This is a genomic window from Mesorhizobium sp. WSM4821 (assembly GCF_055901555.1).
Window position 1 is genome coordinate 5,963,987 of record NZ_CM148371.1, and the last position, 24,403, is coordinate 5,988,389.

General features: G+C 60.7%; 24 protein-coding genes and 4 pseudogenes. 12 read left to right on the forward strand and 16 right to left on the reverse strand.

The window, feature by feature from the left end:
• Positions 1–296 precede the first annotated feature (296 nt).
• Together AC0NID_RS29160 and ku (AC0NID_RS29165) are read left to right on the forward strand one after the other, a co-directional pair.
• Complete coding sequence (locus AC0NID_RS29160; RefSeq protein WP_473457889.1) at positions 297–2,744, forward strand: sensor domain-containing protein; 2,448 nt, start codon at positions 297–299, stop codon at positions 2,742–2,744.
• A gap of 119 nt (positions 2,745–2,863) precedes the next feature.
• The gene (gene ku, locus AC0NID_RS29165) at positions 2,864–3,733 is read left to right on the forward strand and encodes a non-homologous end joining protein Ku (protein WP_473457887.1); all 870 of its coding nucleotides are present in this window, start codon (positions 2,864–2,866) and stop codon (positions 3,731–3,733) included.
• A 136-nt stretch (positions 3,734–3,869) separates the two neighbouring features.
• Here ku (AC0NID_RS29165) and AC0NID_RS29170 read toward each other — a convergent pair whose 3' ends face one another.
• Genes AC0NID_RS29170 through ku (AC0NID_RS29180) form a run of 3 tightly spaced genes read right to left on the reverse strand, consistent with a single transcriptional unit; the run spans position 3,870 to position 5,959 of the window.
• Entirely contained in the window at positions 3,870–4,865 is a 996-nt protein-coding gene (locus AC0NID_RS29170) for an ATP-dependent DNA ligase (RefSeq protein ID WP_473457885.1), read from the reverse strand.
• Complete coding sequence (locus AC0NID_RS29175) at positions 4,862–5,137, reverse strand: hypothetical protein (protein ID WP_473457883.1); 276 nt, start codon at positions 5,135–5,137, stop codon at positions 4,862–4,864. Before AC0NID_RS29175 ends, AC0NID_RS29170 begins: the two co-directional genes overlap by 4 nt.
• An 18-nt stretch (positions 5,138–5,155) precedes the next feature.
• Entirely contained in the window at positions 5,156–5,959 is an 804-nt protein-coding gene (gene ku, locus AC0NID_RS29180) for a non-homologous end joining protein Ku (RefSeq protein ID WP_473457881.1), read from the reverse strand.
• A gap of 372 nt (positions 5,960–6,331) precedes the next feature.
• Between ku (AC0NID_RS29180) and AC0NID_RS29185 the strand changes: the two genes are divergently transcribed.
• A complete protein-coding gene (locus tag AC0NID_RS29185) occupies positions 6,332–6,673 on the forward strand; it encodes an ABC transporter substrate-binding protein (RefSeq protein ID WP_474033360.1) in 342 nt (113 codons plus the stop codon).
• Positions 6,674–6,741: 68 nt separating this feature from the next.
• Here the strand turns inward: AC0NID_RS29185 and AC0NID_RS29190 are convergent, their stop codons facing one another.
• Together AC0NID_RS29190 and AC0NID_RS29195 are read right to left on the reverse strand one after the other, a co-directional pair.
• A complete protein-coding gene (locus AC0NID_RS29190; RefSeq protein ID WP_473457877.1) occupies positions 6,742–7,386 on the reverse strand; it encodes an RES family NAD+ phosphorylase in 645 nt (214 codons plus the stop codon).
• Positions 7,383–7,982: a helix-turn-helix domain-containing protein gene (locus tag AC0NID_RS29195; RefSeq protein WP_473457876.1), complete on the reverse strand. Its 600-nt coding sequence runs from the start codon at positions 7,980–7,982 to the stop codon at positions 7,383–7,385. The genes AC0NID_RS29190 and AC0NID_RS29195 overlap by 4 nt, the downstream gene beginning before the upstream one ends.
• Positions 7,983–8,315: 333 nt before the next feature.
• Between AC0NID_RS29195 and AC0NID_RS29200 the strand changes: the two are divergent.
• Positions 8,316–9,004 (forward strand): annotated as a pseudogene (locus tag AC0NID_RS29200) (phosphoribosyltransferase).
• 105 nt (positions 9,005–9,109) lie between these two features.
• On the opposite strand, the gene AC0NID_RS29205 reads toward AC0NID_RS29200, so the two are convergent.
• From AC0NID_RS29205 to AC0NID_RS29215, 3 genes are all read right to left on the reverse strand, one after another.
• Positions 9,110–9,259 (reverse strand): hypothetical protein, encoded by a 150-nt coding sequence (locus tag AC0NID_RS29205; protein WP_473457875.1) that lies wholly within the window; start codon positions 9,257–9,259, stop codon positions 9,110–9,112.
• Between the two features lie 127 nt (positions 9,260–9,386).
• Positions 9,387–9,632, reverse strand: a complete 246-nt coding sequence (locus tag AC0NID_RS29210; protein WP_473457873.1) for a hypothetical protein — start codon at positions 9,630–9,632, stop codon at positions 9,387–9,389.
• 290 nt (positions 9,633–9,922) lie between these two features.
• Entirely contained in the window at positions 9,923–10,084 is a 162-nt protein-coding gene (locus AC0NID_RS29215) for a hypothetical protein (RefSeq protein WP_473457871.1), read from the reverse strand.
• Between the two features lie 528 nt (positions 10,085–10,612).
• Between AC0NID_RS29215 and AC0NID_RS29220 the strand changes: the two genes are divergently transcribed.
• A complete protein-coding gene (locus tag AC0NID_RS29220) occupies positions 10,613–12,358 on the forward strand; it encodes a thiamine pyrophosphate-dependent enzyme (protein WP_473457869.1) in 1,746 nt (581 codons plus the stop codon).
• A 51-nt stretch (positions 12,359–12,409) separates the two neighbouring features.
• Here the strand turns inward: AC0NID_RS29220 and AC0NID_RS29225 are convergent, their stop codons facing one another.
• From AC0NID_RS29225 to AC0NID_RS29235, 3 genes are all read right to left on the reverse strand, one after another.
• Positions 12,410–12,718: a hypothetical protein gene (locus AC0NID_RS29225; RefSeq protein WP_473457867.1), complete on the reverse strand. Its 309-nt coding sequence runs from the start codon at positions 12,716–12,718 to the stop codon at positions 12,410–12,412.
• Positions 12,719–12,884: 166 nt separating this feature from the next.
• Positions 12,885–13,133 (reverse strand): hypothetical protein, encoded by a 249-nt coding sequence (locus AC0NID_RS29230; RefSeq protein WP_473457865.1) that lies wholly within the window; start codon positions 13,131–13,133, stop codon positions 12,885–12,887.
• Between the two features lie 115 nt (positions 13,134–13,248).
• Positions 13,249–13,527 carry a hypothetical protein gene (locus tag AC0NID_RS29235; RefSeq protein ID WP_474033362.1) on the reverse strand — a complete coding sequence of 93 codons (279 nt, stop codon included), beginning with the start codon at positions 13,525–13,527 and terminating at the stop codon, positions 13,249–13,251.
• Positions 13,528–13,729: 202 nt separating this feature from the next.
• On the opposite strand from AC0NID_RS29235, the gene AC0NID_RS29240 reads away from it, so the two are divergent.
• The 5 genes from AC0NID_RS29240 (at position 13,730) to AC0NID_RS29260 (ending at position 16,578) form a co-directional block, all read left to right on the forward strand.
• Positions 13,730–14,014 (forward strand): DUF982 domain-containing protein, encoded by a 285-nt coding sequence (locus AC0NID_RS29240; protein WP_473457861.1) that lies wholly within the window; start codon positions 13,730–13,732, stop codon positions 14,012–14,014.
• Between the two features lie 456 nt (positions 14,015–14,470).
• Positions 14,471–14,767, forward strand: a complete 297-nt coding sequence (locus tag AC0NID_RS29245; protein WP_473457859.1) for a DUF1236 domain-containing protein — start codon at positions 14,471–14,473, stop codon at positions 14,765–14,767.
• A 114-nt stretch (positions 14,768–14,881) separates the two neighbouring features.
• Positions 14,882–15,043, forward strand: a complete 162-nt coding sequence (locus AC0NID_RS29250) for a hypothetical protein (RefSeq protein WP_473457857.1) — start codon at positions 14,882–14,884, stop codon at positions 15,041–15,043.
• Between the two features lie 378 nt (positions 15,044–15,421).
• Positions 15,422–15,730 (forward strand): hypothetical protein, encoded by a 309-nt coding sequence (locus AC0NID_RS29255; RefSeq protein WP_473522347.1) that lies wholly within the window; start codon positions 15,422–15,424, stop codon positions 15,728–15,730.
• A 179-nt stretch (positions 15,731–15,909) separates the two neighbouring features.
• The gene (locus AC0NID_RS29260; protein WP_473457853.1) at positions 15,910–16,578 is read left to right on the forward strand and encodes a hypothetical protein; all 669 of its coding nucleotides are present in this window, start codon (positions 15,910–15,912) and stop codon (positions 16,576–16,578) included.
• Between the two features lie 322 nt (positions 16,579–16,900).
• On the opposite strand, the gene AC0NID_RS29265 is transcribed toward AC0NID_RS29260, so the two are convergent.
• Positions 16,901–17,137, reverse strand: coding sequence for a hypothetical protein (locus AC0NID_RS29265; protein ID WP_473457851.1), 237 nt, complete (start codon positions 17,135–17,137; stop codon positions 16,901–16,903).
• A 265-nt stretch (positions 17,138–17,402) separates the two neighbouring features.
• On the opposite strand from AC0NID_RS29265, the gene AC0NID_RS29270 reads away from it, so the two are divergent.
• Complete coding sequence (locus AC0NID_RS29270; RefSeq protein WP_473457849.1) at positions 17,403–17,795, forward strand: DUF982 domain-containing protein; 393 nt, start codon at positions 17,403–17,405, stop codon at positions 17,793–17,795.
• Positions 17,796–18,142: 347 nt separating this feature from the next.
• On the opposite strand, the pseudogene AC0NID_RS29275 reads toward AC0NID_RS29270, so the two are convergent.
• The 3 genes and pseudogenes from AC0NID_RS29275 to AC0NID_RS29285 all read right to left on the reverse strand — a co-directional run bounded on the left by AC0NID_RS29275 (position 18,143) and on the right by AC0NID_RS29285 (position 21,601).
• Positions 18,143–19,877: pseudogene (locus AC0NID_RS29275) on the reverse strand (adenylate/guanylate cyclase domain-containing protein).
• A gap of 548 nt (positions 19,878–20,425) precedes the next feature.
• Positions 20,426–21,068 (reverse strand): annotated as a pseudogene (locus AC0NID_RS29280) (peroxiredoxin-like family protein).
• A 350-nt stretch (positions 21,069–21,418) separates the two neighbouring features.
• Positions 21,419–21,601, reverse strand: a complete 183-nt coding sequence (locus AC0NID_RS29285) for a hypothetical protein (RefSeq protein ID WP_473457847.1) — start codon at positions 21,599–21,601, stop codon at positions 21,419–21,421.
• Between the two features lie 798 nt (positions 21,602–22,399).
• Here AC0NID_RS29285 and AC0NID_RS29290 point away from each other — a divergent pair.
• Positions 22,400–22,790 (forward strand): annotated as a pseudogene (locus AC0NID_RS29290) (transposase); the annotation flags it as partial.
• 127 nt (positions 22,791–22,917) lie between these two features.
• Here AC0NID_RS29290 and AC0NID_RS29295 read toward each other — a convergent pair.
• The gene (locus tag AC0NID_RS29295; RefSeq protein WP_473457845.1) at positions 22,918–23,721 is read right to left on the reverse strand and encodes a class I SAM-dependent methyltransferase; all 804 of its coding nucleotides are present in this window, start codon (positions 23,719–23,721) and stop codon (positions 22,918–22,920) included.
• Positions 23,722–24,403 lie beyond the last annotated feature (682 nt).

Genomic DNA, 24,403 nt, shown 5'->3' on the forward strand with positions numbered 1-24,403 from the left:
CTTGCAACTGGGGTGCCTCACCAGCGCAATGCTCGCGAAGATCGATCGCAACCCGGTCTCGGACGCCCGTATACCCGCAGAGAGGACCGTTCAGCGTTGCAATCTGCGCGACGTCCGGGCGGACGCCGGTCCTGCCGACAGGGCAACGGACCGGCGTTAAGATTAAGTCCAATCCAAGAAGCTTCGGACAAGAAGACGGCACCAAGGTTCTTCGTGAAGAATAAGTCCAAGTCTCGACGCCCACTGAAGGATTTCTAAAGACCTTGCTGCAACGATTGCCGCCGAGAGGCTCAGACATGCCACCTTCAAAAACTATGGCTGAGACGCCGGCCGCGACATTTCCGACGGAAGATATTGATGCTCTGCGGCGTGTGCTCGACGCTGTGCCGCATCCGATATTCATCAAGGACGATCAGCACCGTTTTGTCATGCTCAATCAAAGCATGTGCGAACTCATGGGGCGTCGACACGAGCAACTGGTCGGCAAGACAGATCACGACTTCCTGCCAAGAGAGAACGCGGACGTCTTTCGGCGGATCGACCGGCTGGTGCTGGAGACAGACGACATCAACGAAAACGAGGAGTTCATTCCCGGCAATCACGGAGAGCTTCGCACCATCCTGACCCGAAAGAAACGGGCCTGCCTTGCCAACGGCACCCGCCTCGTCATCGGCTCTCTATCCGACATCACCGAACTGAAACAGCGTGAGGCCTCGTCGCGACTTCTATTCGACAGCAATCCTATCCCGATGTGGGTATACGAGAGAGACAGCTTGGGGTTTCTGGCCGTCAACGATGCCGCGGTCGAGAGTTACGGCTACACTCGAGAGCAGTTCCTGGCGATGACATTGCTCGACATCAGGCCGCCCGAGGATGCCGACGCAGTCCGAAAGATGGCCGGAACGAAAAGGGACCGTTATGACACTGGCCAGACATGGCGTCACCTGAAGGCGGACGGAAGCCTTATCGACGTCATCGTCTACTCCCAGAGGCTCCAGTACGAAGGCCGCGCGGCGGCAATGGTGGCGGTCGTCGATGTCACTGAACGCAAGCGGGCAAATGACGAACTCCGCCGCACCCGTGAGTTTCTCGACACGATCATTGAAAATGTCCCCGCCATGCTGTTCGTCAAGGAAGCTCGCAATCACCGCTACATCCTGATGAACCGCGCGGGCGAGGAATTGCTCGGCATTCCCCGTGATGAACTGATCGGCAAGACGGATTACGACCTGTTTCCAAGAGATGAGGCGGATTCGTTCTTCATGCGCGACCAGCAAGTGTTGCGCGCCGATCGTCTGCAGATCGCAGAGGAGGAGACTGTCCGCACGCGCGCCAACGGGATGCGCGACCTCATGATGAAGAGACTGGCAATCGACAGCGACGACGGAAAAAACAAATACCTGCTCGGCGTTGCCGAGGACATTACCGAACGCAAGCGCGCCGTGGCGCGCATTGCCCATCTGGCAAACCACGACGCGCTTACCGATCTTCCAAACCGTCCCGCCTTTGCGGAGCGTCTGAATTTCACCCTAGAGCGGGCGTCATCGAACAGCGAGCGCTTCGCAGTCCTGTGTCTCGACCTGGATGGATTCAAGGATATCAACGACGTGTTCGGCCACTCGGCGGGAGACGAACTTCTGCGTAAAATCTCGAACCGTCTAGCCGCTGCGGCAAACGGCGCATTCCTGGCCCGCATTGGCGGCGACGAATTCACCATCATTGCCACCGACGACCCGCAGCCTGCGAGCGCGGTTGCGCTTGCCGATCGGCTACTGGAAACAGTGGTGGAAGATTTCGAGATCGAGGGCCATAACCTGCGCGTCGGCCTGAGCATCGGGATCGCCTTCTTCCCTATCGACGGCACGACCGCGGCCGCGCTCCTCAGCAATGCCGACGCCGCGCTTTATCGTGCAAAGGCTGCGGGTCGCGGCGTCTTTCGCGTGTTCGAAGCCGATATGGACAGGCGATTGCGTGAACGACGCGTCCTTCAGCAGGATCTCCGGTCGGCGATCCTGCGCAAGGAGCTGATGTTGCACTACCAGCCGCAGGCGCTGGTCTCCGGCGAGATCATCGGCTTTGAGGCCTTGGCTCGCTGGCGACATTCAGTGCACGGCATGATTTCACCATCCAGGTTCATTCCACTGGCTGAAGAAAGCGGGCTGATCATTCCGATTGGCGAATGGATTCTGCGTGAAGCCTGTCGGGAGGCTGCATCCTGGGCCAATCCCCTCCAGATCGCGGTCAATCTCTCGCCGGTCCAGTTCCGTCACGGCAATCTTCCGGCTCTGGTGCACGAAATCCTGCTCGAAACCGGACTTAATCCTGGCCGGCTGGAGCTCGAAATTACCGAGGGCGTTCTGTTCGACGACTTCTCGCGCGCGAGTTCGATCCTCAGGCGGCTGAAAACGCTTGGCGTGAAAATAGCGATGGACGATTTCGGCACCGGTTACTCGTCTCTTTCCTACCTGCAATCCTTCCCGTTCGATAAGATCAAGATCGATCAGTCGTTCGTCGCCAAGCTCAAGAACACGCCTCAATCCAGCGCCATCATCCGCGCCATCGTTGGATTGGGACGCGGGCTTTCCATGAACATCGTCGCGGAAGGCGTGGAAACAACGGCGCAACTCGATTTCCTGCGCGCAGAAGATTGCAATGCGGTGCAGGGTTTCCTGGTCGGCCGGCCGCACCCCATCGAGCAATATGCCAGGCAGGTCGGCCGGTATCAGATTGCAGCCACCCGCTAAGAAATCGCGGGTCGCTGACCTCGACGGGCGTTTAACGACAAAGAAGCGCCAAAGGAACAAATCTTGGCGCCGCCACGTTGCATTTCCAGTGCAATGCTTGTGACAGTGAGGCTGTTGTCTTGGCGGCGAGAGCAAATTGGAAGGGCTTCCTGAAAATTGGAGAGTTCAGCTGTCCGGTGGCGCTCTATACGGCGGCCTCGACCTCCGAGCGGATCGCCTTCCACACGATAAACCGCGCCACGGGACACAGGGTGCATCGCGCTTTCGTCGACAGCGATACCGGCAAACCCGTCGAAAAGGACGATCAGGTCAAAGGCTATGAGGTCAGCTCGGGTGACTATGTCATGCTCGAACCCGACGAGGTCGCAGAGGCTATCCCCGAAAGCGACAAGACGCTGTCGGTCTCGGCCTTCATCGGCTGTTCCGATGTCGACGACGTGTATTTCGACAAGCCGTATTACCTCGCCCCGCCGGACAAACACGCGGAGGAAGCGTTTGGGCTGATCCGCGAAGGCATGCGCAGAAAGAAAGTCGCCGCGATCGCCCAGGCCGTCCTGTTCCGGCGTGTGCGGACACTGCTCATCCGGGCCTATGACGAAGGGCTGGTCGCGACGACGCTGAACTTCGACTACGAGGTGCGCTCGGCGGACAAGGCCTTCGACGACGTGCCGGACCTGAAGATCAAGGGCGAGATGCTTGAACTGGCCGAACACATCATCAACACCAAGAAAGGCAAGTTCGATCCAACCAAATTCGACGACCGCTATGAGACGGCGCTTGCCGAGCTTGTGAAGGCAAAGCTCGAAGGCAAAAAGATTGCAGTTCCGAAGCAGCCCAAGCGGGAGAAGGTCGTCGATCTTATGGACGCGCTGCGCCAAAGTGCGGGCGTTGGCGGCAAGAAGCCCTCGACAAGAAAGCCTCCGGCAAAGTCAAAGCCGGCGCGCCGCGCAAAGGCGAAAGAGACCGCGTCGCGCCGGAAGGCCGGCTGACAGACGGCGCTCAAGATCTGCCGCAAGCAGCGCAGCTTTCTTGCCTGCGCTCGAATCGAACTCTAGAATCCATCTCTATCCATTTGTTTTTAGCTAGTTTCTCGACGTGAAGCGAGTCTGCCCGTCAGTAAATCTTCTAGGCGATCTGCGCAAACGTGCATTGTCCCGGAGCCTTGTCCGGCCGCCAGCGCAGGAACTTGGTGCCATGCCGGAAACGATCGCCGGTGACGTGATCGAACCGCACTTCGACCACCAGTTCGGGCCGAACCGGCTCCCATTGGCCGCTGCGCTCGGTGCTCCAGCGGCTCGGTCCGCCCGGTGCCTTTCCGGTAAAACCCGGCGGCTCGCGGATCGCTTCAAGCTTGCGGGTAAGCGCGCCCCTGTCATCCTTGGCGATGGTCGAGGTGAAGCCGACGTGATCGAGCTTGCCGGCATCGTTATAGAGGCCCAGCAACAGTGAGCCGACCTGCCGGCTGTTGCTGAGATAGCGAAAGCCGCCGACAACGCAATCGGCCGACCGCAGCCGCTTCACCTTCACCATTGCGCGCGCGCCCGGCTGGTATGGATCGTCCAGCCGCTTGGCGACCACCCCGTCCGTGGCCCCATGTCCGGAATCACCTAGCCAGGAGCGGGCTTCCTTCACGTCGCGCGTGCAGTGCGAGAGCACGATGTTGCTGCGGTTTGCCGCAGCGACGAACATCTCGAGGACCGCTCGCCGTTCTTTCAGCGTCCGTTCCAGCAGGACGGTTCCGTGGTCGCACAGCATGTCGAAGAGGACGATGTGCGCCGGGGTTTCGGCGGACAGCTTGCGGATCCTGCTCTCGGCGGGATGAAGCCGCATCTGGAGGGCGTCGAACGACAGCTTGCCGTCGAGCGAGATGACGATTTCGCCGTCGACGATAAATGACGGCGACGGCAGTTCCTTCAGTGTCGCGACGAGTTCGGGAAAATATCGTCCGAGCGGCTTGCCCGATTTCGCGCGCAGTTCCACCGCGTCGTCTTGCCGAAACGCCAGGCAGCGAAAACCATCCCATTTGCGCTCGTATTGCCACCCGTCGCCTTCGGGAATCGCTTCAGCCGCCCTGGCTTCCATCGGCGGCGTGTCGAGCGGCAGGGGGAAGCCGCCGTTCATCGGCCAGTCCCGGCGGCGGCGCGGCGGACGTTGCGCATTCGCAAGCCCTGTTCAGGGAGCGCCGGCATGCGTGACAGGTTCAGCGCCGATTTCTGGTCGGGGATCTCATAGCTCATCGATCCGGTCAGCAGGCGGATCGCCTCTTCCATCAAGGCGACTGTGACCGCCTCGCCTGGGCAACGATGTGTCACGGAAGCGTCGCCGCCGCCATGCGGCACGAAATCGTAGCCTTGCGGGGAATGACTTTCATGTGCGTTGCCTTTGGTCCCCAACCGGTCGCTTCCAGGCGCCTACTTTCGCTTTCGAGCCTCCGAGTTGATGCTCTTGCGCAGCGCATCCATGATGTTGATGACATTGCTGGGCGGCTGCTCGGCCGTGGCCTTCGCCTTGGGCGGACGCTTCCTGCCCTTCTTCTTCGAGGCAATGATCTCCAGCAGCCGTGCCTGGACGGGATCTCCGGTCATGCCTGGATCCCACTGCCTTGTTCGCTCATCGATCAAGGTCGAGATCATGTCCATCATTTTCGGGTCGGGTTTGGCATCGTCGATCTTGCCGAAATAATCCTCGGGATCGCGAACCTCGTCGCCATAGCGCAGTGTCCACAGCACGATGCCCTTGCCTCGCGGCTCAAGCATGACGGCGCGCTCGCGGCGATACATGACCAGTCGCGATATTCCGACTGTCCCTGTCGACTGCATGGCGTCGCGAATGACCGAGAATGCCTCTTCCCCGACCGGATCGTCCGGGGTGAGGTAATGGGGCTTGTCGTACCAGATCCAGCCGATGCTGTCGGCATCGACGAACATATCGATGTCGATGGTACGCGCGCTCTCAAGCGCGACCGCCTCGAGTTCATCGTCCTCGAGCAGGACGTATTCGTCCTCGCCGCGCTGATATCCCTTCACCTCGTCATGGTCAGCAACGGGCTTGCCGCTGACAGCATCGACATATTGGCTGACGACGCGATGTCCGCTCTTGCGATTGAGCGTATGGAACCGGACCTTTTCCTTCTCGGTGGTAGCGGGCGTCATTGCGACCGGACAGGTCACGAGTGAAAGTTTCAGATAGCCTTTCCAGAAGGGTCGTGGCGCCATCAGGGAACCCCTGCAGATGTACAACAGCCGAACGCACCAGGGTATCGATTGTTCCAGCTGGGTTTCGGCGCGCCCAAGGCACGCGAGCAAGATCGCTCGTCCTGCAGCGCCGGCCTGTCGGCTGAATTCACCATTTTCGAGTTAAAGAAGGAACCGATGAGCGCAAGCGCAGGTCGGGACGGACAACCAGGTCAGCGCAGCAAGGACCATTTCAATGTCGGATGTCAGCGTAAGGAAGAATGCTACTGACGTACAAGGAATCGCCATCCTGCATCCGCCTTGGGGCAGCTTGCGATGAATGCGCTGCCTGAAGCGATCCGGATCGCAATCGGCGCTCCATTGTCGGGAAGTGCGGCAGCGCCTGGCGCCGAAATGAAGCAGGCGATCGAACTCGCGGTCGAGGAGCAGAACGCGGACGGTGGCATTGCGGGGCTTCCCATCTTGCTTGAGGCCGCGGACGATAAGGGAAAGGTCGAGACCGGACGGCAAATCGCGGACGCGTTTTGCGATCGGCCGGACCTGCTTGGCATCGTTGGCCCCTACAACCGCAATGTCACCATCGCTGCGGCGGAGATCTATGCCGCCCACGACCTCGCGATGATTACGCCGATCGCTTCCCACCCGGCGCATCGGGTGAAGGCGTTCTTGAGTTGTCCGCTACGCCCGGGTCACAGGTTGATCCTGGATCACATTAAGCGGCTGCGTGCGAGATAGGCCGCGGGGTGTTTCCTGCCCCTGCGGGAACGGACCCCGCGTAACCCTACGCGTGGCTCTGCGTTGAGTTATTCGAGAGGCGGGGAGACGGATTTGCCATAGCTGTCGAGCACCGCGGCCACGTCTCTAAGCATGCTCGACAATGCGTGGGTTACCTGAGCCTCAAGGCGAACATCTGCTCTTTCAAAGATCGCGAAACAGATCTCGCTGGAGTCATGGCGCGACTGGTAGGCTAATCCATCCGGACGGTCTGGGTGATCCCAGAGGGCGTCTGACCAACGGCCGCAAGGCTCATAGGGTCCCGTTGAAATCGAGTTGTCCGTCCCGACCGTCTGCAGTCCCGCTCCATACAGGCGCACAATCCGCAAGGGTCGGTTAGAGGCGAGCCCGGATATGGAGCGCCCAACCATATCTGTCATGGCCACCATAAGACGCTGCGGATTGCGCACGAGGGTTTCGGCCAAGGCGCCACGAAGGGTGAGACCGGCATAAAGGACTCCGAAGCGTCCGCTGGCACTGTCAAAGCGGTTCGTCGGCGGAGCGTTGGGGCCCGGGCCGAAGAAGATCGGTTCGAGCGACGAACGGTGGACACGGTGCAACACCTGTGCGGCCTGTATCTCGTCGATCGGCAGCGATATGTCAGAGAGCCATTCGGGAGGAGGAGGCGCCTGTCCGGAAGGGCCGCGGTGGGCGGCCCACTTTCTTGGCGTCATGCAAACCCGTCCTGCGCCTCACTGCGAAGGAGGCGCAGGACCGCGTCCCTATCGCCGGACATCAGCGCTTCAAGGGCCGATTGCCCTCCAAGCGCCGAGTCGGGGGCGAGCAGGAAATCGAGCGCCACCCATGGCCCGGCCGAAGCGTAGGCTCGAATGACATCCGCGATACCGGTAACGACTTCCGTCTCATCGAATTGACAGGCGGGATAGCGCCAGTCGCTTCCCTCGCGAACAGCAAGCAATGCACCGGCCCGCCGGCGTTTGTCGACAGCCTGGCGCGAGATGCCGAGAAGCCGGCCGGCATCCTCGGCCGATAAAGTGCCACCAGCGCGCTCAAGCAGGCGCTTGCGGTGTTCGACGTTCCTTGCCAAGGCGGGAACGAGCGGGTCGAGTTCGATGACGGCCGGGCCTACAACTTCGGATCGGCTGAGGAGCCATGCAAGCGAGCCTGCATCGGTCGGGGCAGCCAAAGCGTCGGACAGAGTCTTGGGCGAGGCAGTGGCCGCCATGCGCTCAAGCGCTGATGTTGCGCGCCGAAGAAAAGCCGCCTGCAGGGAATGCGTGCTGCTCGGGTTTGGCGCGGTGCGAACCATGATAACCTCGCTGGTTGTCTTAGGGATTATATAGATACTCATGCGCCAACGTCAACCATCACGCACGCTGTAGTTGCCATGGCCCGGACAAATCCTTTGCCATGCCAGAAAGGATTCGAAGCAGAACCAGATCGATCGCCTTGCTCGGCGATTTCCAAGGGGCGATGAAACAATTGCCTGTGACCGCCGTTTCGCCAGCAAGCGCATTTTTGGTTCGAGTGGCGGCGGTGAGTGCGACCCGCCTGGATTTTTTTCGATAAGACGCCGCAGACCGCGACAATCCGGGACGCCAGCAGCCAAGCACCGATGCCAGTCTTTGGAAAGGCGAAGACGATGATCCTCGACGTGCGGAGATTCAAAGATCGAACGGACGCGGGGCGCCAGCTTGCCGCCGCATTGACCGGGTTCGCAGCGGCCGATCCGTTGGTGCTGGCGCTGCCGCGTGGCGGGGTACCGGTTGGCTTCGAAGTGGCGAAGGCGCTCCGCGCCCGCCTGGCCCTGCTGCTTGTGCGCAAGATCGGCGCGCCGGGCCATTCCGAATATGGCATCGGCGCGGTCGTCGACGGGGAAAACCCACAGCTCGTCCTCAACGAGAAGGCGGTGGCTTTGGTGCAGCCGTCAGACGATTACGTCGAAGCAGAAAAACGGCGGCAACTCGTCGAAATCGAGCGACGCAGAAAACTCTATCTCGGCAGCAGGCCAGCGGCTTCGGTGCTGGGCCGGACCGTCATCGCGTCGATGACGGCATAGCGACCGGAGGAACGGTCAGAGTGGCGCTCAAGGCGCTGAGGAAGGATCGGGCCGCGCAAATTGTCTTGGCCGTCCCGGTGGCGCCCCGGGATACGCTGGACCTGATAAATGCCGATGTGGACGACGTGGTCTGCCTCGCCACGCCCGAGCCGTTCGAAGCCGTGAGCCGGTATTACGAGAATTTCGCGCAGACCACGGATACGCAGGTGATCCGGCTGCTGCGGCAGGCAGAGCGGTTCGAGAACAAATCATCGATCAAATCTGCCGGTTAGCTCGCAGCGGACAACCGACGAAGAGTGCCCTCCCCTTGAACTCATCAGCATGCTGAAAAGACAGGCCGAAAAAGTCGGACGACTGCCCCAGCGGCCAGTCAGCTGTCAGTCCCGCAAACGATTGGCAGCGTGATCCTGGCGCTGCTCAGTCGCGACCTGCTTGGAATCCAGACCGCGTTGGCGCGTATGCTGGGCCTTGTCCCGGTTGGACAGGATCTGGTTTTCTCCCATCTTGTCCTTGGGGGTCGTGGTCATGGCACCTGTACCAGAACCCTTTCCCCGTGAACCCGCTCCGATGTGCTTCTTGCTACCTTGTGCCATAGGCTTGCTCCAATTCGTGTCGGACGACGCATCGTCTGGCCGTTGGACCTAATCCTCGGGCCTAGTCGTCGGGACGGTTCTTGTGGTGAACGCTCTCCTGATTTTCTCCGCGAAGGATGTTGCGGTCGTCAGGATCGACAAGATCGGGTGTCTCGGACCTGATTTCCGATTCCTTGCGCAGCGCTTCACGTTCGGCTGCTGATCGCTTCAGGTCCGCCTCTGCGTCGAAATCCCTGCCGGCGTTCTTCGTATTCTCCCGCTTTTCAATGATGCGCATTTGCTGCTCATGGGTTTTGTGTCCGGTCATGGTTCCTCCAAGGTGCCTTGCATTCGATTGATGCCGGGATCGCTGGCGGCAATCGTCGAGTTGTCGCGCTACGGTCCTTGCCGAAGCGGACAAATCGTGGACCATCGCGATCCGAGCTGTCCTTTTGTCGATAATGGCAAGGCGGCGGGATCGTTCCGAAAAGGCGGTCGAATAACCCCCCCGTCGCCCATCCAGGCAGGCCGGATTTTGCCTTGGTCAAGCGAATGGGTCATCGAGACTTCGGCTGCTTATGGGGGTGCACCTTGCTCATCCGCGTCTGCCGTGAACCGTCAGTCCTTCTCTTCGCGATACAAGCGCTCGGTCGCCAGTTTGCTCTCCCTGCGTTCCGCGGGACCGCGACGGCGTCGTGTGAGAAGCGCGTAGGCGATCAGGACTGCCAGTACCAGCGGGCCGCCTGCAACGACGAGCAACCACATGCTGTTCTCAAACATGGACCATCTCCTTTCCCTCACAACCGAGAACCCGCCGAAACCGTTCCTTGTTTGGCTGCGCACGTTCGGCGCTCGACAGGCGCAAGTTGACAATTTGCGCTCGGCCAGCGGTGAGGAGCAGGCTCAAACCCGACGCTTTCCTAGGTTGCGAGTGGCGATCCAGGCATGGTGCTGATTTGCGCCAACGACCTGCCGCAGAAGCGGGTTTTTTGTTTCGACCATTCCCTCGCAGGACCGCGAGTGACGATTGACGGCGCGATTTGACCTCGCCGAGCCCCTTCCCGGGAATCCGAGCCCTGGCTTGAAGTCCAAACGCGACCTCCGGCGGCGTTTTGCCGAGCAGAGGCCGGGGCCCGTCTCTCAGTTTCAGCTGCCTGGGTCGCAACGGTTGCCGTTCCGATGGAACATCAGGGCATCTCCGCCGTTCGACGACTGATCGCCGATGTCACGTCCGGCGCCCCACGCCACGGCGAGCGCACAAAGCTGCAGGCCCTGGACAAAGCATAACCAGACATACAGGAGGCAACCATGCCCAATACTGCCGAGATCCTTGTCGACACATTGATCGCCTGGGACGTGCGCGTGATCTTCGGCCTGCCGGGCGACGGCATAAACGGCATCATGGAGGCGCTGCGCACAAGGCAGGACAAGATCCGCTTCGTGCAGGTGCGCCACGAGGAATCCGCGGCCTTCATGGCGACGGCCTATGCCAAATGGACGGGCAAGCTCGGCGTCTGCCTCGCCACTTCAGGACCAGGGGGCACTCACCTGCTCACCGGCCTCTATGATGCAAAACTCGACCAGGCGCCGGTCCTTGCCATAACCGGCATGCAATTCCACGACCTGATCGAGACATTCACGCAGCAGGATGTCGATCTCACCCGCGTTTTCAACGACGTCACCGTCTTCAACACTCAAGTGACCGACGCAGCCCATATGGAAAACGTTGCCGGCCTGGCCTGCCGTTCCGCGCTTGCGGGACGCGGCGTTTCCCATCTGTCGATCGCCAGCGACGTGCAGGAGCAGACGGCGGCAAAGCGCTCGCGCCGCAACCTTCCAGAGCATACGCCCGAGCGGTGGTTCGAAGGAAGCAAGCTGCCCGACGACGCGCAGCTCGCTCTTGCAGCAGACATCCTCAACACAGCCTCGAAAGTGGCGATACTCGTCGGGCGCGGCGCGCTGCATGCGAAGGCCGAACTTGAGAGAACGGCGGACCTTCTCGCCGCGCCAATTGCCAAGGCCCTGCTTGGCAAAGCCGTCCTGCCCGATGACCATCCGCACGTCATGGGCGGAATTGGAATACTGGGCTCGCTGGCCTCACAGGAGATCATGGAGGAATGCGAGGCGCTGCTGATCGTCGGCTCAACCTTTCCCTATATTGAATACTACCCCAAGCCCGGCAAGGCGCGCGGCGTACAGATCGACCGCAATGCGCAGCGCATCGGCCTGCGCCATCCTGTCGAGGCCGGTCTTGTCGGCGATGCCGCCATCACGCTGCGACTGCTCAATGAAAGGCTGAGGCCGAAGGAGGACAGATCGTTTCTCGAGAACGCGCAGCAGAGCGTGCGGCGCTGGCGCAAGATGATGGCCGAGGCGGAAAGCCGGGGCGACGTGCCGCTCAAGCCGCAACGTGTCGTCAAGGCGTTCGGCGATCGCATGCCGGCCAACGCCATCCTCGCCACCGATTCGGGCCAGAACACCGAGCTTGCCGCCCGTCATATCGATATCAAGGCAGGGCAGGACTTCGCCGTCTCCGGCTCGCTGGCATCCATGGCTTGCGGACTGCCCTACGCGATCGCCGGCGGGATTGCCTTTCCGGGCCGGCCGGTTTTCGCGGTGGTGGGCGACGGCGGGCTGGCGATGCAGCTCGGCGAATTTTCTACGGCGGTGCGCTACAGGATTCCGCTCAAGCTTCTGGTGATCAAGAACAACATGCTCAACCAGATCGCCTGGGAGCAGATGATGTTCCTCGGCAACCCGCAATTTGCCTGCGAACTCCAGCCGATCGATTTCGCCATGGCCGCCCAAGCCATGGGTGGCATCGGCTACAGCGTCACCCGGCCTGAGGAAATAGAGGGGGTCCTCGATGCCGCCTTCGCCGCGGAGGGTCCGGTGATCATAGAGGCGGTCGTCGACGCGTATGAACCTATGTTGCCGCCGCGCATGCCGGATGAATATCGCAAGAACATGCGCACCGCGCTGCAAAAAACGCCGGGCGGCAAGGAGATCGAGGCGAACCTCGCTCAAGAGCCGCTGAAGACGATGATGGGCTGAGGGTGCCCGCCGCCGACCAGAGGGAGTTGGTCGATGATTTCCCCGGGTCGGTCACTCCTTGACGTAGGCGCCCGGCTGGCGGCCGCTCTTCGGAGCCTTGGCGTCCTTGGAATGCTCGGCGATCGCGGGTCCTGCGCCGGACGTCTTTTCAGGCGCGGCGCTTGGGGTGGGTTGCCTTTTCGGGTTCTGTCCTTCGGACTGACGGGTCTTGTCCTCCACCTCATCCCTTGACCGTGTCAGGCCCATCCCACCGGCTGGCTTCTTGTTGCCGGCCGCCGCTTGAGAGAACTGATCCGATGCGTCCGCATCGGTTTTGGCCGGATACTTGGTCGCGCCATGTTCGTAACGGGTCTTGGTCATAGAATTTCTCCGATTGCATGGCGGTAGAACATTCCCGGATCGTTCTGGTTCCAACTGCCGTTAGCATCGGTACGCGACGCGTGCGCCACCGCGGTGTGAAGCCGACGCGCCCCGCTGGCGCGGCGGCTGCCGATGTTCCCGCAACCCTCACCCGTCCCTTCGCCAGTCAGGCCTCTTGGGATGGCACGTGTATGATATCGGCGCCCGGTTGCTCGTCGAACAGGATTGCGCAGCCGCGCGCCAGCGCCACAGGCGACAGGGCGTTGGCCACAGTTTCGTCCGGCGAGATGAAGTCGCCGGTGAGCACTCGCCACTCTTCCACGGCCTTGGCCATCGACACCAATCGCCCTGCGGCGCGGCCGGTCGTACAGGCGTTTATGACGGACACGAGATCGATTATCTGGAATTGGCCCATGACAGGCCTCCCGCAAACAGCGTCCCTTCTGGCTATGAACGTCGCGACAATCGACAATGTTCCCTGCTTGGCCGAAAAGAGCGAGCGTTGCAAACCTGCCCATCAATCTTGAGCGCTATCGCAGTCGTTGGGCGGCACCTCCCTTGTCCCAACTGCCCGTTTCGGTGTCGATCACGACAAGGCGGCCGGTAGCGGACTCCGCGCCGACCTCGCCGGGGGCGGTCGGACGGGAAGGTCCGCGAAGGTCTCCGTCGCCGGGTCGAAACGGACGACGGCATTGGCCGCTGAATTCGGTGAGCCGGACCTTGTCGATCTCATCGACATAGAGGCGCAGGCCGGGCTCGTCTGCAGGCAGCTTCCAGCGCCGCCAAGGCTGCGTCGCATTTCCCGCCATCTTTGCCTCGTGGGGCTCGGCTTCTTCGTTCACGGAACCGAAACGATCAACCCTGCTCGGACGTCCAGCCCCTGCGTTCCGGCACCGAGCAGGGATTGTACAGCCTCAATAGCATCGGGCATCGGCGCTCTGAATCCACGATGATGCAACCACCGTCCTGTCTTTGCGTTAAACCGCCTTCAATCTCCGGCGAGCGACAAAAATGACGGCGTTCCTTCCAATTACAATCTCACTGAATGGCACATCGATGGTGATCGGGTCGATAGCCGACGCTGCGAAAGCGCTTCAGCAACCATGGCCATCCATGGACAGGCCGTCCCGGCTTGAAGCAATCCGCATGATCGAGGAATGCCTGGCGGGACATTGCACGCACCAAGCTGCGTTCGACGCCTTCGAGGCGGCCGCAACTGAGCAGGGACTTCATAAACAGCAGCCGCCAAGCGTAGGGCTCAGGCAATTCGACGGGGTTGCTGAAGATATGATGTGAGTGTCCGCTCTCGCGTTGAACCGCTGCAAGCCTCATCTGGCGGATTGGTCGGCCGATATTGCGGACCACCCGCCAAATCGAGGAATGGCGGGTGGTCCCCTTATCAGCGCAGGAAGGGACGTAGCTGCGCAGATCTCAACTATTGGTGGGCCTAGCTGATGGCCATTCCAATCGCCAGAAACAAAATCGAGACGGCGAAGACCGGGGCGAGTAACCAGCGGGCTTGACGGACGCTATTTTCCATTGGCTCCTCCCGTAAACTCACAGCGAGCAACAACTAGGAGCAGTCACGGTTCCGGGCTGCGCCCCATCTTCGTCCTTTGCGACAGCAAGGTCAGACCTAGGTCCGACCCTATGAGGCGACTGAAGTCCAATCAGGGAACATTTGCGCGCGGCTGAGGTTGGGTGGGGCTGGCGCGAAGATAATACCGTTCAGCGCAACGGAAGGAGGCATTTATGAGAATGCAGTCAACTTTGGCCGGGGGGTTTCTGCTGCTGGCAGGCATCGGTGCCGCTGCCGCGCAGGACGTGATCATCGAGCCTGAGCAGGAAACTGTCATCAGGGAGTACGTCAAGAAGCAGCCGCTCGCATCGGTGAAGATACCTGGAGTGGAGCTCAACATCGGCTCGACCTTGCCCGATACGGTCGAGCTTCATGAAGTCCCCGACACCAAATACAGTTACGTGGTGGTCGACGACCGGACCGTTGTGGTTGAGCCAGGCACGCGCAAGATCATCAAAGTCATCGAATGACCTGTGCGACTGGGAGGACGTCCCGCCGTGCCGAAAGGTACGGCGGGAAGCCATCAAGGGAGGAATGTGATCGTCATGTCAAACCGTGAGGTTGGAGCGTCCCAGGCGCTCCGAATGCGCGTGGCTGACCTCAACAAGAGGATGCGCGACGCCCAGATTACCGAGGGTGAACTCAACACCTTCCGAAAGGTCGCGGCCGTCATGGAGGGCGGCAAGGGCAGAATCGAAGCCGACGATCTGATTGCCGCATCCTTCGTCGCCGAGACACTGGACTGACCACCCCGCCAGGATGCCGGAAGCGCGCTGGATGCGGGCAGCCCTGCGGCGACCCAAGGCCTCGGTCAGCGTCCTGGCAAGGCCTGCGCGGCCTCGATCAGGGTTGCCCGATCGCAGCCTTGCGGATCAGTTCGCGTACCTGCTTGCGGCGTGATGTTGTGCTGCGGAGCGAAAAGGTTCACCTCACAATCATCGTCCGCCGATACCTTGTTGCGATCGCGTAAGTCGCGCTGCTCTTGTCGTCGGCCATGTCGGATCAATGGCAACGGCGGCAAACAGAACTGGTCGTCGCCAGCGCAGCTTTTGACTCGCGTCCGCAATGGAAGCATTCTTCCTTCGGGGAACTGTAATGGGCAAGATCGTTCATGCAGGGAGGACGTGCAGACGAACGCCGGGTGGCGTCCGCTTCTCCGCAGCCGGGTTTTGTTGCGATCTCTTCGGCAGCCCATGTCGCTGTTGATGCGCGGCACGAACTGCCTCGCGTTCACCGTTCGTCGATCAGCAACGCTGCCTTTCATAGGACAGGCTGCGGCATCAAGGGGAACATCAACGAAAGGCGAGCACATCTTTCACGCGCCAAGCCAGGAGAATCATCTGGCCACGCGCATCGATCCGGCTCGAGGCGAGCGCTGGTTCTGCTCGCAGTGGGAGGTCTGGTGGGCGGGCTGGCGCAAGGTGAAGGTGTGAAGGTCTCGGGCCAGGAATCCCGAGTGTTCATTCGTTAAAATTGATTGGGAATTTTTTACTATCCGTAAGACAAGCTGCAAACAAACTTTCGGGCAGCAGTTCAAAAACCCTCCTAGTTCGTTGTCGCTCAGTAACAGGCTTTGAAACTGCTACTGAAGTAACTACCAAAGGAGAGTGTCATGGCAAATGTCGTTAAGAATTTCGCCACAGCCTTAGCCGGCGGTGCACTTATTTTATCTCTGTCTTTGCCCTCAGGCGCAGACGGCATTAGCGTCGGCGCCGGCGCATCGGTTAGCGACAGTGGCGGCGTAAGCGCCGGTCTTGGCGCCTCGATCGGCGGCAGTGGCGGCATCAACGCGGGAGCCGGAGCCTCGATCGGCGGTAGCAACGGGGTGAATGCAGGCGCCGGTGCATCGGTTGGCGGCAGCAAGCGGATTATCGCTGGTGCAAGGGCTAAGGTGGGCGGCAGTGGTGGAGTCGCCGCTGGTCTGGGTGCCAGTGTCGGTGGAACCAGCGGTGTCACTGCCGGCGCTGGCGCAAATGTGGGCGGTTCCGGCGGCATTACCGCGGATGTGGAAGTCAATGTGGTGCGAACAGGTAGCGTCGGCGTGGAGGCCGGTGTCGGCGTTGGAGGCGCAAGCCTTCCTGGTACACCGGGCTCTCTTGGAACGTTGGGGACTCTTGCAACAGCCGGGACGCCGAGGATTCCCAGCGTGCCGAGCGCGGTCGCGCGGTTGTCCAGCAGCCAACTGACGCGCATGAAGAAGCGCTGTGTCGATGTGCTCAGCAGCGAAGGCACCTATGACCGGGACCTGCGGCAGCTATGCATGCTTGTCGCTCGCCGCTGAGGAAACGAAACGGGAGTGTCGATCGGCCGTGGAGGCTTTGACAAACACTCTCCTGGTCTCGCGGCCGGGCCCGCCACTCGCAAGGTGGCGGGCTTCTCTCGCGGCGGGGGCCGGTGCGGTGAGCAGCCCCGACGATCGATCTCGCTACTCCCGAAAAATGCCTTTCATTCAAGGAGCATGCCGGGACGCCGCCGACGGGCATGCCAAAAGCAGCCGGCGACACAGTGGGTCAAGCCGGGATCAAGGTGCGCATCAAGCATCTCAGGGGCGAGGAAAACCTATGCCACGCACCGCTGCAGGTCTTCTGGGACTATGACTAAGCTCAGATTCCATACACCAGGGCAATGAAGATCACCGGTGCAAAGATCAGGAAGATCGCCATTGCTATAATCACGGCAAGGGCCAGGCGCTCTGTTCGCCTGACCATGTCAATGACCTCGTCGTCGCTCGAGGAAACGAGATCAACGACCGAAAAATCGGTCGGGATCGGAGTTTGATTGTCGTTTGCGGGTCGCCCTGCGACCTCATCGACGTTTAGTCTGCTCTGGAAAAGGGTCACAGTTCTCTCCGCTGCCATGGAGTGATTCCGGATGCCCGCTATTCGGGGGCAAACAGCGGACACCCGGTGAACCACCGATGAAGGGACTTTGCTCGGCGGCCCAATATCAATGCAATGATCATGTCTTCGTTGCCGGCCCTCAGCCCTCTGTCCTTGATGCATGGACTTCAGTCTCACCAAATGTCGGACCATAGCCCAGCGGCGGAACCGAGTGCTGCCCGTCCCGTTTGCCGGCGAATGATTATTCAGAGGTAGGAGAGGCAGCATGGCTGGCGGTCCAACCGTTCTCAACCCAGGCGGAAATGGCGGCGGCACCCTTATCGGTATCCATTGGTTTCACCCTCCGGTCTACATCAGAACCGACCGGCCCTGGCTCACCTACGTCTGTACCAACGTCGAGGGTGCCGCAGCGCAACTCATGAAGTGGCCCAAGCGGGGACCTAAGTGGAAGGAGGCCATCGACGCCTGCACAGCTCTCATTAAAGGCGAGCGTACGCCCGACGACGTAAGGAAAGCCTTCGAGGCCGCTGCCGAGGAGGAGGGGTTGCTACGCTCCTCTAAAAATGGGCCGGCCGCGGCTGAAGCTGCGCGTCAGCATCTTCGTGGCGATCATAGCCATATCCGACATCGGTCCTTGCTAAGTTTCAGCGATGTGTGAGCCGTGAGGCTCGGGGCCATAAAGCAGCAACACCGCTTCCTCGCTCGGCAGCGCGTCAGCGGGGCAGGTTTCTTGGATGGCCATGCGCACCAGCTTGAGGCTGCCCAGGGGTCACGGATATTCTCATCCATACTTCGCGTCTGGCGCCATCCCGCCAATCGTCAAGGGCTTGGGTCAAACCCAATCACGCGGAACGACCGGTGTCGACCCAGGCGGACGCTCGTTTGCCCCTGCCGAATTTACGCCCGTGCCCTAGCCGTTCGGTCACGCCACAAGATCCGCAACGGCTGGGCGGCCGGTCTTTTTTGCCTGTCCGCGATTGGATCTGGTTCGTAGTTACGGGCTGGCTAGAGGTGGGCAATACCGGCTTTCAGCAGTCCTTCGCGGACGTGCTGCACTTCAGACTCCTGGGCATAGTGCAGGGTGTCGATAAATGAATCGAGGTCGAATTGGGGATCGAGCGTTCTGATCTTGCCCAGATGCGCCGCGGCCGCGATTTCGTCGCCGAGCCAGCCGTAGCAGGCAGCGATGAAAGCGTGCTGAACCGAGTCCATGGTTGACAGATGCATGAAAGCTTCGATCGCCTCGCCATACTGGCGCGCGGCGAAATGCGCCTTTCCCAGATGGCTCCAGAACCTCTCAGGGTGGTGCGGGTTCAGCTGCATTGCCTTGCGGATCCATTCAATTCCCTCTTGCGGCCTCCCCAGCCACGTCAACAACTCGCCTTGCTGCACCACCACGAGGTCGTAATTGGGATTGAGGGCGAGCGCGCGCTCTTGATGGTAACGCGCTGTTGTCAGCTCATTGTTGTTCACGTTCACTGCGGCGAGGATACGGTGGACATCGGCATCGTTGTTGTCCAGCGCCAACGCACTGTCCAGCGCAGCCATGATGTCGTTCCAGACGGCATTCCTGTCTTCGCACCAGTTGTGGACCCAGGCCTGGCCAAGAATGCAGGCCCGCCAGGCATGGGCATGGGCATAATCGGGGTCGAGCGCGACGGCCCTGCCTATCAAGGTTTGTGCACGTTCGTTGTCCGCACTCGTGCTTCGGTGATGCAGCACCTTGGCAGCAAGCACACATTCATACGCGGCCATGTTTGCAGGTTTCGCCCGCGCGAGCTGGTCCCGCTGAGCCGCCTCGACGCGACCGGGCAGCGTGGCTGCGATCGCCGCGGTCACCTCGTCCTGAATCGCGAATATGTCGTCCAGCTTGCGGTCATATTTGTCTGCCCAAATATGAGCGTCGTTCGCGGTGTCGATGAGCTGAACCGTCACGCGCACCCTGTCACCGATCTTGCGGACGCTTCCCTCCACCAGGTATTGGACGTCGAGTTTGTCGGCCACCTCGCGCACATTCACGGCGCGGTTCTTGTAGACGAAGCTGGAATTGCGAGAGATGACGAACAGCTCATGGTGGCGGGACAGTTCGGTGATGATGTCCTCGGTCAGTCCGTCCGCAAAAAAAAAATTCCTGCTCGGGGTCGCCGCTCATGTTGTTGAATGGCAGCACCACGATCGACGGTTTCGAGATGGATTGCTTGGCCTCGACTTCCGGCAGGACAGGACTGTCAAACCCAATGCGATAGAGGCGAACCGGGCGGCTGATGTTCTTTAACGTCTTTTCGCCCAGGTCCTCCATGGCAATTTCGAGACGGTCGGCAATTTGGGTCGCCACCGCTGCGGTCACGCAGATACCGCCGACGTCGGCGAGTTGCTCGATGCGCGAGGCAATATTGACGCCGTCGCCGAAAATGTCCTCGTCGTCGAAAATGATGTCACCGAGATTTATGCCGATCCTGAATTCGATACGCCGTTCTTGTGGCACATCCGAATTGCGCCGTTTCATGCGCTGTTGGATTTCCACGGCGCATTTGACGGCATCGGTCACGCTCTGGAACTCAACGAGCATGCCGTCTCCGGTGGTCTTGATGATCCGGCCCTTGTTCTTCGCGATGGCGGGATCGATCAGTTCTATGCGATGTGTGCGAAGGCGTGCGAGCGTGCCGGTTTCGTCGGCCTCCATTAGCCGACTGTAGCCCGCCATATCGGCAGCCAGAATTGCGGCTAGTCTCTGTTCCATCGCGGAACCAAGCCTATCCTTCCCTGGCTGCCAAATCCAGCAGTTTGGGCTGCTGACTGAATCAAGAAATCTTCCCTACCGCAGCAGCAAGAAAGGGCGGATCAGAACCTTCCGCCTGCCGCCAGATGGCTGCAAATTTGATCGCATCAATGGCGCGAGACGCCCCGATCCGCGCAGTGTCAAGACCCCCGATATCGACACGAGTTGGGACCATAGCGGCTTGCACTCGTTGACGTCTGTAAATGGCGCAATCGAGGCGCGTGCTTTTAACCGCTCTGCACGCGGAAGAAGCCGTTGGAGGCCAGGTTGGTGGAAGCTTGCCGTATGCGCGCCTGTCGGAACGACATTGATTGCGGCAAGGAGCGGACAGCGCCCCTTTGCGGCTTGCTCACTCGAGCGTCGGGGCGGCCCGCAGATCGTTGAATCGAAATCGCTGCGAAGCCCGCGGGCTGACCTTAGGGCTGAGCATTTCGACGATTGTTAAGTCCAAAGAATCACCACAGGACAATGGCCATCGAGCGAGGTTTCAGCTGCCCATTCCGCAGCAATTAATGTGCAACTTGGGAAACTGCCGACATCAATTCCTCGGGATTCGGCGCTCTGAAGGTGTTGAGGCCATTCTCCAGAACTTCAGTGAAGTTCCAGCGTACGATACCCGCCCGGTCGATTAGGAACTGACCGACAAGCTGCGCCTGGCCGGAAGCCATCGCCTGCTGATCGGCTTCCGTAATCTCATATCCTTCCTTCTTGTTGAGAAATTCGTTCATTGCCATGACGTCCATGGGCTCGGGCAACTCGCCCGGGAGATGGGAACGGTAAAGCCATGACCGTATCCATCTCGACTTCGCGCAAGCCGAAAGCACGGTGCGAGGCCCGCTCCGGGTCGGATGCGGCGAGAAGATCGGGTGCCGGGTGGTACCGGAAATACAGCCGCGCCCGCTCGACCGGCGTATTGACTACCGCCAGGCATTCGACGCCTTTCTCACGCAGGGCCGGCTTGAGTTGCGCCATCGCCGCGACATGGCGCCGGCAGAACGGACAGTGCAGGCCTCGGAACAAACCGATCAACAACGGGCTACGGCCTCGAAAATCATCGAGCGCGATCTTGCCTTCGCGTGAGATCGCATTGAGCACAACATTCGGTGCCGGGTGGCCCGGCTGCAGCGGGCGGTCAACACTGCTCGTGGACATGGACAACCTCCTCGCCCCGGGTCATTCAGGGAAAGCACCACACCCAGCGTCTCGGAGGCGATCAAGTGCTGGGGCGAAAGCTTCCTGTGCCAAGGCAATAGCTTTCGACCTCTGCCACATTGCCGCCGAGGTCGATTACGGGGGCGTTGCAAGCTATCATAACACGAAAAGCATCTGCGGGTCGGTCAAATGTGGTGAATGACCTCACGCGAGCGCAGTACCGAATGCACGCTGAAGATGAAGGCCCGACCTCGATTTGGAGGGTCAAGCCTGTAACGCACAAGGTCGTCAACGGGACCGGTTCGGGACGAGACGCGAAGGGCCGCTGCTGAAAAGCGTCGGGAATGATCCTAGAGCGGCCGTCCGGCGCGGATCATGGCGCGGGCGATTGCAAGCTGCGCCTCGACCTTGGCGTTTTCCTTTTGCGTCATGTTGTCGGCCGCGACGAGACGCCTCAAGGACCGCATGATTTCGCCGCGCATCCAGCCTGCCTCCAGCATGCAATCGACGAACGCCTGAAAACCGGGCTCCATGGCCTCCTGGCAATCGATCTCACGGTCTGGGTATTCGCGTTGTCGTCTTGGCGGCCTGATCATCCAGGTTCCCTTACAGATGTCGCTCACCGTCTTCGCGGTGCTCGAAACAAAACCAGTGTGGCGTCTGCCTCGGCTTGGCAAAGCCCCATCCGGCGTGCTTTCGGCAGGAGGGATGCTCGCAGGCATGATGCTGAACGCCAGGCGCAGTGCCCTGCTCAGGTCTGGGAAGGCGAATTTCATCGCTAAAGTGCGCACCTCCAGCTGGTCGGATTGATGGATAGATTCCACAGCAGGTCTTGAGGATCAAGGAAAATGTTCCTTGTCTGTTCTCATGGCGCACGGCCCGATCGACACGCTTGGCAAGGCGAACTGGGCAGAACCGTGATCGCGGGCCAGACTGCACCCCATCCCGGCCAACCCGCCGTGCCCGATGAACGACTTATTTCACGCTTGCCCGGAAGTTACGGCGGTTTTTTTGCTTTACGAAAATTGCGAAGTTGGATTAGCTCCGCAGGTTCATCAGCTGTGGGGGGCACATGCCAATTCATCGAAAAGCTACCGAGGCTGGCGTCTTCAGTTCGTCTGAAGTCGCCTTGCTGGGCCGCGTGTTCGATCGGCTCAAGGTCGATACCCAATCTGAGCAGCGACGCGAAGCGCTCGCATCCAGGATCATTGCCAACTACTCGGCTGGGATTACGGACGAGGAAGAGCTCGCCTCGGCTTCCAAACTACCCCTAGGCCGCTAGAGGTCGAAACCCAATCAGGCTGTTGAAGGTATCTAGCAAATCAGATTCCCTGCCGTCGTTTTGCAACGGCGGCGATGAGCAGCTTTTTTGGGTGAACGACGGGCGTGGACGGCGATCGAGCCACACCTTCCGAAGAACCCGCCCGGCGCGCGCCGGGTCGACGATCGCCGCGTCATCAGCGGCATCCTTCACGTACTGAAGACAGGCTGCCGCTGGAAGGACTGCCCGGCCGAATACGCTCCTTCGACGACGATCTACAACCGCTAGTCCCGCCGGCAGCTCTGGAGCCGCATCCTTGACTCGTGGCCAAGGGCGTTCTCGCGCTGTCGGCCTCGATCGACTCCAGCTGCGTGAAGGCGCACCGCTCCGCCATGGCGGAAAGCGGGGCGAAGGCGGAGGCCATCGGGCCCTCGCGCGGCGGCCAAACCACCAAGATCCATGGCGGGATGTGATCCTGCGAGTTGAAGGACCTCAGGCAAGTGCCGACACGAGATGGTGGCCCGAAATCTCTTGTTCGCCACAGCCTACCGCATCCGTCATGTTCTGGCTTCTAATCCGGCCCGACGCCTAACCGGCAACGCGTCCCTTTGCCGCCCAAGCCCGCGCAGCGAGAAGGATTTCGCCGTCGGGGCCTGTCGGAAGTCGGTGGCGGAGTGCTTCCCGAAGGTGCTGACGCGCCTCTTCGTCGAGTGAGACGCAATACTTCGGCGCCGAGCCGGTTCCGCCCAGGAATGGCGCCCAGTACTCATCGAAGTTCGCAAACGCCGTCGGGATGTCGATCGCCTGCACCTCAACATCGGCCAGGCCGGCGCGCACGAGCAGCTCCGTCAGCGGACCCGGGCGGCAGACGGGCGCCTTCACGCCGTCGTCAAACTCGCGTGCCCTCGGGTCCAGCATGGTTGCGACATCAAAGAAATGGCGCATCAACTGCATGTGCCCAGCGTAGTCCCAGACATAGAGCGCCACTGTGCCGCCTGGTTTGGCGACGCGGACCATCTCCTGGATCATTGCGTCCTTGTCTGGAACGAAGTTGAGGACAAGCCCGGAAGCTACAATGTCAAAGGTATTGTCAGCTTCCGGGATCGCCTGTGCATCCCCCTGCTTGAAGCAGACGCGGGGGTCGCGGACCTGGGTTTCGGCCGCATCCAGAAAGTTTGCCGCACTGTCGATGCCGGTGACGCGCGACGGCGCGCAGGTGTCGAGCACGACTGAGGTCAGCACGCCGGTTCCGCAGCCGATATCCATCCAGTCGGCCCCGGGCGATACGCCGATCCAATCGGTGAAAATCGGGGCAACCTTCCGGCTCCAGCGGCCCATATAACGCTCGTAGGCGTCGCCCCCACCCCAGACATTCGGCTGTGCTGCCGGCATCAGAGAAGCCCTCCGTTCCAGGCGGAGCGTACCGCGCGTTATGTCGAGACGCTACCTGGAATTCGCCCTGAGCAATCCAGCCCAACGTCACGAGGTTAGCTCGGGCGTGTTGCTGATTCCAGTCCTGACCCCAGCGTCCGCTACCCGGCGCATCCTTCTCGTTGGGCGCAAGCTTCTCGAACGGACAACAGCGCTCTGAATTCACGATGATGCAGCCACCGTCCTGTCTTTCGGGTTAACCGCCTGCACGGCGTTCTTTGACCATACGCACCACTGGACCTAAGAAGACCTTCAGCGTGCCTCGTTGCAGGATTTCCGGAAAAGAGGAGTGATCCGCCGGCGCATGCCGGGTTCGACAGACAGTTTGTGCAAATGGGAGTAGTCGGCACCACCCATTGAGCGAGCGCGAGCGGCCCGACAGCCGCTCGAGGATCACGAGAAGCTGCCGGGCCTGACCGGCTGTGGGGTTTGGGGGGCGCACGCCGGCCAGGTTAGTCTAGGTCCTTTCTGCATGGTTGCTAATTTAGTAAAATTGTCATGATCCAGCCGTTCTGGCCGTCAAATCGGATGAGCCTGGACTCGATTCCATGCTTACAATGGATGTGAGTGGCGGCGTTGGCGACGGCGGCGCGAACGAACTCGTCTGGTCAGGTGCTTCCTGCCCAAGGACGTTTCCCCAAAT